Source organism: Curtobacterium sp. 179-B 9B NHS (assembly GCF_045370965.1).
GTDB lineage: Bacteria > Actinomycetota > Actinomycetes > Actinomycetales > Microbacteriaceae > Curtobacterium.
This window is the reverse complement of record NZ_JBIQDQ010000018.1, coordinates 1-12,991: the sequence shown is the minus strand read 5'-3', so window position 1 is coordinate 12,991 and position 12,991 is coordinate 1. Positions and strand designations below refer to the sequence as shown.

Sequence of the window (12,991 nt, the reverse complement as noted above, 5' to 3'; positions counted from 1 at the left end):
CGCACCGTGCCCCGGCCCTCCAGGCTGTGGACACCACGACGGGACGCGACGAGACGCGACCCCGCTACTGGTACGTGATGAGCGACGGCGTCGGCTGCACGTCGGCCATCGTCTGCTGCGGTGACAGCATCGGCGTGTCCTCGTCGTAGAAGTTCTTCCAGCCCCAGTGCACGCCTTCCGGTGCGTCCTGGTGCAGCGCCTTCCAGGTCGCCTGCTTGTCGGGCTGCGAGCCCTGCCCGTCCACGTGGATGAGGACGTCGAGCTCCGGGTGCGACGCGAGCGACGACCGGTCCTGGATCATCGAGAGCCGGAACTGGTGCAGGACGAACGCCTTCGGCGGCAGGCCCTTCGACCGCACCAGGTCGGCGAGCCACGACGAGACCTCGTTCACCTCGGACGCCGAGACGCTGCCGATCTGCTGCAGGGGCACCTGGTCGGCGGTCAGTCGCCACTCCGGGTCGAGTGCGAGCCAGACGTTCGGCTTCGCGAGCAGCGACTCGTACCGCTTCGCCTGCGACAGGAAGTCGGACCGCCCCGGCTGCAGGTCGAGGATGACCGGCATCCCGGCGTCGCTCGCCGCGTCGACGTAGGGCTCCAGCGTCGACGCCGGCAGCTCGGTCGAGTAGTCGCCGTCCGCCCCGGCGTCCCCGGCGGCGACGGTCGCGATGACCTCCATCGCAGGCGTCACCGGCTCGTCGCCGAGCCCGTCGTACTCCTTCGCCGTCCCCTCGGCGCGGCGCACGGTCGCCGCCGGGTCCTGCTCGCCCAGCACCCCGAGCACCGGCGCGCCGGGAGCGCCGTACAGCGCCACGTAGCGGTGTCCGTCGAAGGGCCGCTGCCCGCCGTGCGGCAGCTGCCAACCGCTCTCCGCCGCCCGGACCGTCCACTGCGGGTCCGGCAGGTCGCCGAACGCCGAGCCGACCAGCACGGTCGGGTGCTCCGCGCGGTCGTGGAGGGCCGACACGACGTCCGGGGCGGCAGCCGGGTCGGTCACGCCGTCCGGCATCGCGACCACACGGGCGCCGGCAGCCTCCGCCGTGGCCACGGCTGCGGCCTCCGACCGGCGGTCGGACACGACCACGGTCGCCGGACGGGAGGCATCGCTCGCCTCGGGCACGTCGCCCCGCTCCGGCGCGTCCTGCTCCGGGACGTCGGTGTCGACCACCACGCTGCCCTCGGCCTGGTACCAGTCGGCCCCGAGCCGGCGGAGCTCGGCTGCCACCCGGTCACCGTCGCCACCCGCGTCGGCGGACGGTGTCGACGAGGGCGTGCCGCCGTCGGGCGTCAGCAGCAGTGGGACGTGCGCCGCACGCGCGGCGCTCGCCGCGTCGCGCACCGCGCCCGCGTCGGAGGCCGACGCCACGACCGCGCCGGGAGCCGACGCGAACAGTGCTCGGCTCGCGGCGACGGAGCGGGCCGACGGGTCCTGCTGGGCCACGACGTCCACCGAGTGGGCGGACGTCCGTGTCAGCTGCGCGACAGTCGGCGCGTCGTCGTGGGAGGTGCAACCGGCAGCGCCGAGCAGGAGCCCGGCGACCGACAGTGCGAGCAGGGTACGGGTGGGACGAGCGCAACGCATCCGAGCCACCCTACGAGGGACCGTCACGACACCCTGTGAGCGCAACAGGTGTCGTCTCGTAGACAGGGTGCATGCCATCCGCGCCGGACGACCACCCGACGATCGGGGCGGTGGTGGCCCCCGAGGTGCACTGCGCCACCCTCAACGTCAGACGTCGGGTGCCGCACGCGCCCGGTCACGCCGACGCGTGGGAACGTCGCCGCGACGCCGTCGTCGCGCTCGTCGCCAGCGAGCAGCCGACGGTGCTGGCCGTCCAGGAGGCACTGCCCGCCCAGACCGCGGACCTCACGGCCCGTCTCTGCTCGCGATGGGAGCCCGTGGTCGTCGGTCGCGGTGCGCGCGGCGGTGGCGAGGCGGTCGGCCTGTTCCTCGACCGGGAGCGCCTCGACGTCGTCGAGCGGCGCACGTGGGCGCTGTCCCGGACGCCGTCGCGCCCGGGCTCACGGTCCTGGGCGACGGCCTTCCCGCGGCACGCCGTCGGCGCCGTCGTCGCGGACCGCACCACCGGGCGGGAGTTCACCGCGATCGCGACGCACCTCGACGTCGCCTCGTCCTGGGCACGGCTGCGCGGCGCGCAGCTGCTCGGGCGCATCGTCCGCGAGCGCGGACTGCCGGCCGTCGTGATGGCCGACTGGAACTGCCCGGCCGGGTCGGCACCCTGGCGAGCACTGGCGGACGCGGGGGTCGTCGACAGCTGGGGACGAGCCTCCCGGCAGGTGGGGGAGGCCTACGGGACGTACCCGCACTACCGGGAGCCGCGTGTCGGCGGCCGGCGGATCGACGGGGTGCTCGTGACCGAGGACGCCGTCGTCGACCGGGTCGCGGTGAACGTGCGCCGACCGGGCGGTGTCTGGCCCTCCGACCACGCGGCCGTGCACGCGGTCGTGCGGTGGGCCTCGTGATGCGCTCGCTCGGGCTGACCTTCCTGCGCCGGCGGTTCCTGCCGGCCGACGTGGTGCGGGTCCTGACGCTCCTCAGCATCCCCGTGGCCACGATCGGCTGGGGGAGCACGTCGTTCGCGGTGATGTCGCTCGCGTTGTTCGGGGTGGTCCTGCCGCGGATGCTCGGACTCCGGCCCGCGTTCGACCTGGCGGTCTGCGTGCTGGTGCTCGTCGCCGGGTGGTCGAGCGCGCTCGAGTGGTACACGTCGGTGTTCCTCTGGGACAAGCTGATCCACGTCGTCCTGACCGGACTGCTCGCGGCGCTGCTCGCGGTGATCGCCGCGGACCTCCGGCTCGTGCCGCACGCCCCGGACGCCGGACGCGTGACCGTGTCGCTCCTGGTGTTCACCCTCGGGCTCGCGATCGGGTCCGTGTGGGAGATGTGCGAGTGGCTCGGGCACAACTACGTCGACTCGGCGATCTACGTCGGGTACGACGACACGATCGGCGACCTGGCCGCGGACGGGCTCGGCGGGCTGCTCGTGGGGCTCGCGCTGCCGTGGCTGGCGGCCGAGCGGGACGTGGTGCGGCAGCCAGCGCGCTCGCCGCGGGGCTGACGGCCCGGCCCGGCCGATCGCTCCCGTGGAGGCGGCGACGCGCCGTGGCACGAGCAGGGTCCTGCGTCCGCTATGCTTGACGGGCTGCTCGCGCTCCGGTCGGACGCGGGCGGTGGAACGCCGGAGACGGAGTTCCGAGCCTCTCGGGGCTCAGAGCTCGTGAGAGCTCACGGGCTGTGGCGCAGCTTGGTAGCGCACTTGACTGGGGGTCAAGGGGTCGCAGGTTCAAATCCTGTCAGCCCGACCGAAGGAAGCATGGCGGAGGGGTCGTCGCGAAGACATGGCGAGTATTCGTCGCGCGGGCCTGCTCGATGCGCTCGTCTTGAAGTCGCGACCATTGCACGGGATCACGGTGCGGGAGTCGCCAGTCCTCGCGCCTGGACGTGTCGATCTGAAACGATTCACCGTGGTCACCGGTTTGCACGGAGCCGGCAAGTCGTACCTGCTTGCCGTCATTCGTGAGGCGTTGCCGCGGTGGCAGAGTGGCTGGGCTCTTCCGCCCGTCAGCCGCTGGGACGCCACAGACTTCGTCGGGTCGTATTCCTTGACAGTCCGGCCTGCTGACGGCGCACGCACTTCAGTTGCACCTGTCAAATTTCCTCTTGACCGCGTGAAACACGTTCGGCAGTATTCTCGCGCTTTGCGTAATCTCACTGTCACCGAAGTCAGCTCGGACGTCGTGATGGGATCGCTCATCACGGCGGCTCAGGATTACTACTTCGAGGCGTCAGAGGCTCGAGACGTCATGCGGGCTCACGGCTCGCAAGCCCTCGGGAAACGCGACCTCGAAGCCCTCGGGCGCATCACGGGCCATCGTTACGAGGAGTTGGCGATCGCCATCGCTGACGCCCAAGGCGAGCGTCTCCCGTTGTTCCACGGCAGAAGGGACGGCAGGGACTTCACAACCTTCACGATGAGCCGAGGCGAGTACTCCGCGGCGTACACGCTCTGGTTGCTCCGACAAGCGGAGGCGAACGAGGTCGTGCTGATCGATGAGCCGGAGACCTTCCTGGCCGGTCCGGCGCACGTCCCGCTGATCGAGGAGATCGGGCGTCTTGCCGCCAGTAATGCTTGTCAAGTGATCGTCGCGACACACTCGACGCAGATCATCGAGCACGTTCCGGCCGAGGCGCTCCGACTTGTCCTCGCAACGGGCGGCGGGGCGATCGTGACTGAAGACGTCGATGCGCCGACCATCCTCCGTACGTTGAAGAGACCGTCCAGCGGCGTGACAGCTGTCGTCTTCGTGGAAGACGAACTCGCCGCTCGTCTGGTACGAGCGATCATCGATCGTTTTGCGGCGCATGTGCGCTCGAGCGTCGACGTCGTGGAGGCCGGCGGGGAAGCGGCTGCGAAGGCGGCAGCCAGGACGTTGGGGAATTCAAGGAGGCTGCGCGCGACCGTCGTCCTCGATGCCGACATGCGGAGAGCGTCTCCCGATGCAGCGGAGTACTACCTGCCAGGCGCCGCAGCTCCAGAAGTCGAACTCCTCAGGATGCTCCAAGAGCAACCCGACCAGTTGGCGACCATGTTGGATGTCCGTACCTCCGGCGTTGCGATGGCGTGCGCAGCAGCCGCCCTCGGGGATCATCACAGGGCGTTCGGCAACATCGCTTCTGCTGTGGGGGTGTCCGAGGAACGACTCCTCGACGCAGCCATCTCGATCTGGCTCGAGCGCTTGCGGGAAGACCCAGCGCTCGTGGATCTGGTCGAGATGATCACGTCCCTCCCGACGACGTGAGGTGCCTCGTGACCGCCGAGACTCTGTGGGTTCTCGGCCGCTCCTGCTCGCAGGCTCCTCGTCACGGATGTCCGGCATCACGGCGGCGGCGCGACGGCAGCACTGCTGGCGCCTGAGTAGGAACCGGCAGCGCATCTCGCTGCGTTACGCTCCCGCCATGCTCTGGGGGAGACGACGAACGCTGACCGCCGCCTTGACGGCCACCACGCTGACGGCGGTCCTGCTGGTCAGCGGCTGCTCGGCGAACGTCGACGCCGGAACCGCGGGCGCTGCCCGAGCTGAGCACGAGCTGTCCGAGCTCCGCGGTGTGCGGTCGGTCAGCGGTTCGGGCACGAACAACCTGCCGTTCGCGGGGACGGTCCAGGTCACCGTGACCACCGACGACGACCTGTCCGACGCCGACCTGCGACGGGTGACCCACGAGGTCGGACGGTGGATGCACGACGCCACCACCGCGGGGACGACCTACAGCGCCTCGGTGGAGGCCGACGGGTTCCACTTCTCGGTCGAGGGGCGCGCGGCCGAGAACGACCAGCTGCTCGCCGTCGTCGACCGGCTCCGGGGCGACGACCGTTGGCTCGGCGGGAAGGTCACGGCTCCGGCCGGCTCCGGCACCCGGCCGGGCTCGGTCGGAGTGGACGTCCGGGAGAGCGCCGACCTGGTGCGCGGATGGGGAGCGGTGCGCGAGGCTGCCGACGCCTCAGGGTGGCGGTCCCCGACGCTCACCGCATCCCACTGGTCGACGCCGCCGACGGACCGCTTGCCGTCCGACGAAGCAGACCTCCAGATCTCCGACCGGATCGCCGGGTCTGACGACAGCACCGGGACCGACGACACCGTCGGCGACCCGACGCCGGAGATCACCGCGTACGAGCGTGTGCTCGCCGCGCACGAGGTGACGCGGGCCTCCGTCACACCGGGTCGGCTCCTCCTGCACACGAAGGACCTCGCCGATGTGGGGGACGCGACCGCGATCGCTCAGCAAGCAGCGCCGGCCGCGCAGGTCATCGTGGACGGCGGCATCGTGACGAAGGACGAGCCAAGGGGCGACGACGACCTGCCCGACGCCGCCGACTACGCCGAGGCGGACCGCCTCGCGGCGGTCGCCACCCGGCCGGACGTCACCGCGGTGTCGCTCACGCCGACCGTGGTCGACGTGACGGTCGACGACCCGGACCAGGTCCTGGCGACCGCGACGGCGCTCGCCGCTGCTGCTCCGGCCGCTCCGGTGGAGTCGATCCGAATCGGCCCGCAGGAAGTCACTGATGGTGCCGACGATGCTGCTGACCGGGACGATGCAGGCGATGCGGATCGCCTGTCGGTGAACGGGTCCCCGGCGCTGCTGGGCACATCGATCCAGGTCGGCACGACGCTCCGGGGCTTCCTCCCCGCGTCCTCGGACCAGTTCGGCAGTGACCGGTCCGTGTCGGCGACCCTGCCTGGCTCGGATCAGGTGCCGGCGTTCGTCGAGGCCCTTCGACCGGTGCTGCCGGACGGCACCGGACTGCACGTCCGTCTCGCCGACCGCGGTACCGGCAGCATCACGGACCTGACCCTGCACGACGGGGAGCTGACGGCCGTGCCGCTCCGCGAGGGCGAGGTGCGGGGCGGCGACCGTACCGACCTGGAGCGCGCCTTACAGGACGCCTGGAACGGCTGAACCGGACAGCTGTTCGGGGGCCGCTCCCTGGACGGAGGCATGCCGTCGTGAGTCAGTCCTCCGCTACCCGCCCGTCCCGCACGGCCCGCACGACGTGCACGACGTGCACGACCGCGATCACGACGATCACCGTGGCGACGACGCCGGCGATCCACGATCCCGTCACGCCGAGCACGGGTCCGCTCGTGCACCGGCTCGTACCCGCACCCGGCGCCGCATCCGCACACGAGCTCACCCGCGTGACGGCGAGGAACAGTGCCGGCACGGCCGTGACGAGTGCCAGCACGACCCACGCGATCGCTCGGTCCACTCTCCGCCGCGCAGGCGCTACTGTCAGCACGTGGGGACCAGGGGCATCTACGTCGAGACCGTCATCGATGCGGACCTCGACCGCGTGTGGGCCGCGACGCAGGACCCCGAGCAGCACGTGCGCTGGGACGTCCGGTTCTCGGAGATCGTGCCCGAGGGCGCGGAGGACGGGGCACCGACGCACTTCCGCTACGTCCGACGCTCGCCGCTGCACGACGTGCACGGCACCGGCGTGAGCATCGGGGAACGCCGCCGCCCGGACGGATCGCGCACGTCGGCGCTGCGCTTCGGGACCGCCGACCGCCTCTCGCCGATCCGCACGGGCCGGGGCTACTGGCGCTACGTCCCGACCGACGACGGGCGCACGCGGTTCATCACCGGCTACGACTACCACGGCGGATGGGGGCCGCTGGACCTGGTCGTCCGGCCGCTCCTCGGCTGGGCGACCGCGTGGAGCTTCGACCGCCTCCGGATCTGGCTCGAGGGCGGACCCGCACCGGAGGCGTGGCCGCTCACATCGGTCCTGCAGCCCTGGCGCCGGGACCGGCCACGAGCCTCCAGGACGCTGCGGGCACCCGCAGGCAGCGCCCGACGCACCGACCACCTGCACGACGCGCCGGCGACGCTGGCGACGCTGCCCGACCCGAGGGACGACCGATGACGTCCGTGTTCGAGGAGGCGCTCGGCGCCGACTTCCAGCGACTCCACCCGATGATGCGACGACGCTTCGGAGTCGGCCTCGACGCCGGCGAGGCCTGCACCGGACGTGGCGTCATGTCGTCGATCCGACGCGGCCCGTGGTGGACCGTCCCCTTCCTGCAGATCGGACGGCTCCGGAACATCCTGGTGCCCGACGTGGGGGAGGACGTGCCGTTCACGATCGAGAACCACCCGTACCGCGACGAGCTCGGCCGCGAGACGGTGACGTTCGTGCGGACGTACGAGACCAAGCCCGGTCGCACGGCGCGCTTCGACGCGACGATGGTGCTCGTCGACGGCAGGGTGCTCGACTACCTCGGCACGCACCAGCACCTGGCGGTCGACCTCGACCTGGCGGTGGACGAGCGGGGCGGGCTCGTACTGACGTCCGACGCACAGCGGTTCCACGAGGGGCCGGTCTCGTTCCGGTTCCCGATGCTCCTGAGCGGTCGCGCCACCCAGCACGAGTGGTGGTCGGAGGACGACCAGGCGTTCCACGTCGACCTCGAGGTGCACAACCGCGTGTTCGGCTTCCTGTTCGGGTACCGCGGGACGTTCACGTGCGAGTGGACCCCCGCCACCGACGCACCGGACCGGTTGAAGCCGGTCCGCACCGAAGCGCGGACCTGAGACCGCCGGGCGTCAGTCCGTCGCCGCTCGCCCGGAACGGACGGCCCGCACGACCTGGACGACCGCGATCGCGACGACCACGACGGCGACCGCACCGGCGGCCCACGACCCGGCGACCCCGAGCACGGGTCCGCTCGTGCACCGGCTCGTGCCCGCACCCGGCGCCGCATCGGCGCACGAGCTCACCCGCGTGACGGCGAGGAGCAGTGCCGGCACGGCCGTGACGAGTGCCAGCACGACCCACGCGATCGCTCGGTCCACAGCGTGCTCCGTCCGCTCCTGTGGTCAGGTGCGACCAGGCTCGCACGCACCGGGGTGACGGGCCGTCTCGATCCCGCAACGATGGTCGCCGCGCGTGGGCGCGCGGCGGACCGCCACCGGCCGCCGGACGGGAGGCGCGTGGCGGCGTCGCCCAGCGCCTCCCGTCCGCCACGGGTTGCGTTTCCCGGACGTGCGCGCGCCGTCCAGGCGTTCTCCCGGTTCCGTGACCTACTGTCGCCGGAAGCGCGGATGCGTGAACTCTCCGGATCGGTCGAAGGATCGCTCACCACAGAAGGTCGGTCCTCGATGACGACCACCCCGCTCGCCCCCGGTTACACCCGGACCCGACCCGGTCCGGGCAGCCGCAACGGTACGTCCACCTACTCCGCGCTCCTGGCGCAGGTGAAGGAGAACGGCCTGCTCCGTCGGCGCACCGGTTTCTACTGGTCCCTGTTCGGCAGCCTGGTCGCAGGTCTCGCGCTGGCCTGGGTGGCGTTCGCGTTCCTCGGTGACTCGTGGTTCCAGCTGATCGTCGCGGGAGCGCTCGGGGTCATCTTCACGCAGTTCGCGTTCCTGTCGCACGAGGCCGCGCACCGTCAGGTGTTCGCGTCGCAGAAGTGGAACGACCACGCGGGCCGGTGGCTCGGCACGTTCATGGTCGGCCTGAGCTACTCGTGGTGGATGAACAAGCACACCCGCCACCACGGCAACCCGAACACCGTCGGGAAGGACCCCGACATCGCGCCCGACGGCATCCGCTTCCTGCCCGAGGACGCCGCCGCGGCGAAGGGCCCGCTGATGCGGACCTTCCTGCGCTTCCAGGGCTGGCTGTTCTTCCCGCTGCTCACGCTCGAGGGTCTCAACCTGCACCGCTACGCCGTGACATCGATCGTGACGGGCTCCGGGACGAAGGCCGACGCACGGCACCGGTGGCTCGAGGGCAGCATGCTCGTCGCCCGGTTCGGCATCTACCTGACGGTCGTGTTCTGGTTCCTGCCGTTCGGCATGGCGTGCGCGTTCCTCGGTGTGCAGCTCGCCGTGTTCGGCGTGATGATGGGCGCCTCGTTCGCCCCGAACCACAAGGGCATGCCGACCATCGCGCACGGCGCCAAGGTCGACTTCTTCTCCCGGCAGGTCCGGACCTCGCGGAACATCCGCGGTGGCTGGTGGGTGTCGTTCCTGATGGGTGGCCTGAACTACCAGGTCGAGCACCACCTGTTCCCGTCGATGCCGCGACCGGCGCTGAAGCAGGCCCGCCTGCTGGTCCGCGACCACTGCGAGACGCTCGACGTGCCGTACACCGAGACGACGCTGCTGCGGTCGTACGGCATCGTCGTCCGCTACCTGAACCGGGTCGGTCTCGCCGCACGCGACCCATTCGCCTGCCCGATGGTCGCCGAGCTCCGCATCCACTGACGCGGTCCTCCGCGCCGGCGGGCTGCGGGACCTCGCAGGTCTGCGCGGGTTGCCGCACAGCCCCCACTGCGGAGCGCACCCCCGGGGTACCGTCGGGCGACCACAGTCCGCGCGCACGGTGAAGGGGGTCTCGTGACCACGGCGACCGACACGACGGCGACGACCGACAGGACGACGACGCGGCAGCCGACGGTGGACCCCGGAGCGGCGGCGCCGCCGCACGCGGGGACGGAGCCGTCCGTCCTCGACGGTCTGGCCGTCGTCGCCGACCGCGACCCGCATGCCCTCGCCCTGGTCGACGAGCACGGCGAGACCACCCACGGTGCCCTCGACCGCACCGCCCGCGCCCTCGGCCTGCTCCTGGACGCACAGCTCACCCCCGACGACCACACCGGCCGCGGGGTCGACGTCGAGCAGGGCCGTGCACCCGTCCCCGTCGGCGCGATGGTCGCGCACGGTGCCGGGTCGGTCGTCGCCCTCCTCGGACTCCTGCACGCGGGCCGTGTCGTCGTCGCGCTCGACCCGTCCCTCCCCGGGGCCCGGCTGCAGCACGTGGTGGCGCTCGCCGGCATCGTGGACGTCGTCGCGGACGCGGAGCACGCCGACCGCGCCGCGGCCCTCGTCCCCGAGCAGGGCCGGGTGCTGTCGCTCGAGGACCTGCTCGGAGACGCTCGGACCGCCGCCGCGACCGAGGGCGACCTCGCCGTCGTCCCGGGAGCCCGGGAACGCGGTGGTCGCGACCCGGCGGTCGTCGTCTTCACGTCGGGGTCGACCGGGGTGCCGAAGGGCGTCACGATGACCCACCGGCAGCTCGTCGTCGACAGCGTCGCCCAACGGGAGGCCTTCCGGCTCGTCCCGACGGACCGCGTGGCCTCGGTGCTCCCGCACGGGTTCGCCGCCGGGCTGACGCTCGTGCTGTCGGCCCTGCACGCCGGTGCCTCCGTGCACGTCACCGATCCGCGTCGCACCGGCGTCGACCGCCTCGTCACCTGGGTCCGCGACGCACGCCTGACGACACTGCACACCACCCCGCACCTGCTGCGGTCGATCACCGGCGCCCTCGACCCCTCCGACGACCGGTTGCGTGCGCTCCGCGTCGTCGCCACCCTCGGCGAGGCGGTGACGGGCACGGACGTCACGGCGCTGCGGCCGCTGCTCGGCCCCGGCGCGTCGTTCTGCAACCAGACCGGGTCGAGCGAGACCGCCGTGTACGCCGTGCACGAGATCCGCGCGGGGGACCCGGTGCCCGAGCGCAGCGTGCCCGCCGGCAGGATCGTCACGGGCAAGCGCATCGAGGTCCGCCGACCGGACGGCTCCGTGGCCGACGTCGGCGAGAGCGGTGCGGTCGTCTGCGTCTCCGACGCCATGACGAGCGGGTACTGGGGCGCGCCGGACGCGACCGCAGACCGGGCGGGCACCGCCGCGGACGGCACGCCGACGTGGACGGTCGGTGACCTCGGACGCTTCGACGACCAGGGCCGGCTCACCCTGCTCGGCCGCGCCGACGACGCGGCGAAGGTGCGCGGGCACCTGGTCGAGCCGAGCGAGGTCGAGGCGGCGCTCCGCACCGTCGACGCGGTGCAGGAAGCGGCGGTCGTCGCGGTGCAGGCCCCACCCGCGCCGACCCGGCTCGTCGCCTACGTCGTGAGCCGCCCGGGTCGCCGCTCGCCGTCACCGGCCGCGATCCGCAGGGCCCTCCGCGACCTGCTGCCCGACCACATGGTGCCGACCACGATCGTCCCGGTGACGACGCTGCCCCGGAACGAGCGCGGCAAGGTCGACCGGACCCGCCTGCCCGAGGCACCCTCGCTCAGCACCACGGTGGGCGGAGACGGCGCGGCGTTCGGCGAGGACACCTACGACCAGTGGCAGCTCGCGGTCGGGCAGATCTGGGCCGAGGTGCTCGGGCTGCCCGCCGTCGGGCCGCTCGAGCTGCCGGCGGTCGGGCTCGACAACGACTTCTCCGCACTCGGTGGCGACTCGCTCTCGGCGGAGGAGATGCTCGCCGCCGTCTCCGACCGGCTCGGCGTGGACGTCCCCTCGTCGGAACTCCTCCGGCACCCGACGCTGCGCAGCTTCACCGCGCGGATCCGCCTCGGCGCCGCCGCGGTCCCCGGTCACCCGGACGTCGTGACGCTGACGGCGCGTGCACCGGGCGACGCCGACCCCCTGTTCTGCGTCGCGGGTGCCGGAGCCCTGGCACTGACGTTCGTCCCGCTCGCCCGTCACCTGGGTGACCGTCCGGTGTTCGCCTTCCAGCAGCACGGTCTGGAGCGGCGCTCGGTGCCGGACTGGAGCATCCCGGCCATGGCCCGCCGCTACATCGAGCTCCTGCGGGTCGTACAGCCCTCCGGCCCGTACACCCTCGTCGGGCACTCGTTCGGTGGCCTCGTCGCCCTGGAGATGGCCTCGGTGCTCGCCGGTGCCGGTCACGAGGTCGCCCGGGTCGTCCTGCTCGACACCCACCTGCCCGAGCAGGCCTCCGAGCGGGCCGACACCGTCGAGTTCGGGCAGCTCGACCTCGGCCGGCCGGCAGCGCGTCCGGTGCCCGGCGTGCTCCGGCGGCTCGCCGTGCGCACGAGTGCGCTCCGCAGTCGCTCCGCCACCCCGTTCGCGCGCATCGGCCGCCGGGCTCGGGGCGTCGGCGCCGGGGTGGTCCGCTGGCAGGGCCAGCGCCACTTCCGTGCCTTCTTCGACCAGGCGCTCCTCGTGTCCCGCCGGTGGGAGCCGCGCCCGTACGCGGGCCCCGTCACGCTCGTCGTCGCCGACGGCAACGACTCCGGTCCGGCCCGGTGGGCCCGGTACCTCCGGGGACCGGTGGACGCGGTGCGCGTGCACGCCGAGCACAGCTCGGTGCTGCGGGAACCACACGTCGCCGAGGTGGCGGCGCTCGTCGCCCGGCAGAGCGGGACGCCCTGAGCGAGCGCGGACGGACGGACGGGAGGCGCGGCACCCGACCGGTGTCGCGCCTCCCGTCCGTCGTCGACGTGCGTCTTCCGACCGGAGCGCACCGCCACTGTCCGGTTGCGCACCACAACGCCCGCTCCGGTGGCACATCGGGGTACAGGAACGGCCCTCGACGTCCGTTTCCTGGGGAAATGCCCGACACGGAACGGGGGACGTGACGAATCTCGGTGTCAGCCCGTCTCATCCGTGAACAGCAACCGCTGGGAACGAGTCCCGGCGGGTCCTCGAAGG

The 12,991-nt window shown here is 72.4% G+C and carries 11 protein-coding genes and 1 tRNA gene; 9 read left to right on the top strand and 3 right to left on the bottom strand.

Going from position 1 to position 12,991, the window contains the following annotated elements; genetic code table 11:
* Positions 1-64: 64 nt before the first annotated feature.
* Positions 65-1,579 carry a hypothetical protein gene (locus tag ACH0A8_RS13720; RefSeq protein ID WP_251154843.1) on the bottom strand — a complete coding sequence of 505 codons (1,515 nt, stop codon included), beginning with the start codon at positions 1,577-1,579 and terminating at the stop codon, positions 65-67.
* 71 nt (positions 1,580-1,650) lie between these two features.
* Here ACH0A8_RS13720 and ACH0A8_RS13715 point away from each other — a divergent pair, with 71 nt between their 5' ends.
* From ACH0A8_RS13715 to ACH0A8_RS13695, 5 genes are all read left to right on the top strand, one after another.
* Positions 1,651-2,481, top strand: coding sequence for an endonuclease/exonuclease/phosphatase family protein (locus tag ACH0A8_RS13715; RefSeq protein ID WP_406907380.1), 831 nt, complete (start codon positions 1,651-1,653; stop codon positions 2,479-2,481).
* Entirely contained in the window at positions 2,478-3,077 is a 600-nt protein-coding gene (locus ACH0A8_RS13710) for a hypothetical protein (RefSeq protein WP_400340801.1), read from the top strand. The genes ACH0A8_RS13715 and ACH0A8_RS13710 overlap by 4 nt, the downstream gene beginning before the upstream one ends.
* A 170-nt stretch (positions 3,078-3,247) precedes the next feature.
* Positions 3,248-3,321: transfer RNA gene (locus ACH0A8_RS13705), tRNA-Pro, on the top strand.
* Positions 3,322-3,759: 438 nt separating this feature from the next.
* Positions 3,760-4,818 (top strand): AAA family ATPase, encoded by a 1,059-nt coding sequence (locus tag ACH0A8_RS13700; protein ID WP_158407738.1) that lies wholly within the window; start codon positions 3,760-3,762, stop codon positions 4,816-4,818.
* Positions 4,819-4,975: 157 nt separating this feature from the next.
* Complete coding sequence (locus ACH0A8_RS13695; protein ID WP_271826465.1) at positions 4,976-6,478, top strand: hypothetical protein; 1,503 nt, start codon at positions 4,976-4,978, stop codon at positions 6,476-6,478.
* Positions 6,479-6,530: 52 nt separating this feature from the next.
* On the opposite strand, the gene ACH0A8_RS13690 is transcribed toward ACH0A8_RS13695, so the two are convergent.
* Positions 6,531-6,788: a hypothetical protein gene (locus ACH0A8_RS13690; RefSeq protein WP_066653393.1), complete on the bottom strand. Its 258-nt coding sequence runs from the start codon at positions 6,786-6,788 to the stop codon at positions 6,531-6,533.
* Between the two features lie 30 nt (positions 6,789-6,818).
* Here ACH0A8_RS13690 and ACH0A8_RS13685 point away from each other — a divergent pair, with 30 nt between their 5' ends.
* Together ACH0A8_RS13685 and ACH0A8_RS13680 are read left to right on the top strand one after the other, a co-directional pair.
* Positions 6,819-7,448: an SRPBCC family protein gene (locus tag ACH0A8_RS13685; RefSeq protein WP_406907379.1), complete on the top strand. Its 630-nt coding sequence runs from the start codon at positions 6,819-6,821 to the stop codon at positions 7,446-7,448.
* Positions 7,445-8,116 (top strand): DUF4166 domain-containing protein, encoded by a 672-nt coding sequence (locus ACH0A8_RS13680; protein WP_406907378.1) that lies wholly within the window; start codon positions 7,445-7,447, stop codon positions 8,114-8,116. Before ACH0A8_RS13685 ends, ACH0A8_RS13680 begins: the two co-directional genes overlap by 4 nt.
* 12 nt (positions 8,117-8,128) lie before the next feature.
* On the opposite strand, the gene ACH0A8_RS13675 is transcribed toward ACH0A8_RS13680, so the two are convergent.
* Positions 8,129-8,377: a hypothetical protein gene (locus ACH0A8_RS13675; protein WP_066653399.1), complete on the bottom strand. Its 249-nt coding sequence runs from the start codon at positions 8,375-8,377 to the stop codon at positions 8,129-8,131.
* A gap of 306 nt (positions 8,378-8,683) precedes the next feature.
* On the opposite strand from ACH0A8_RS13675, the gene ACH0A8_RS13670 reads away from it, so the two are divergent.
* Both ACH0A8_RS13670 and ACH0A8_RS13665 read left to right on the top strand, forming a co-directional pair.
* Positions 8,684-9,793, top strand: coding sequence for an acyl-CoA desaturase (locus ACH0A8_RS13670; RefSeq protein ID WP_209685998.1), 1,110 nt, complete (start codon positions 8,684-8,686; stop codon positions 9,791-9,793).
* Positions 9,794-9,925: 132 nt separating this feature from the next.
* Positions 9,926-12,712, top strand: a complete 2,787-nt coding sequence (locus ACH0A8_RS13665) for an alpha/beta fold hydrolase (protein WP_406907377.1) — start codon at positions 9,926-9,928, stop codon at positions 12,710-12,712.
* The last annotated feature ends 279 nt before the right edge of the window (positions 12,713-12,991 follow it).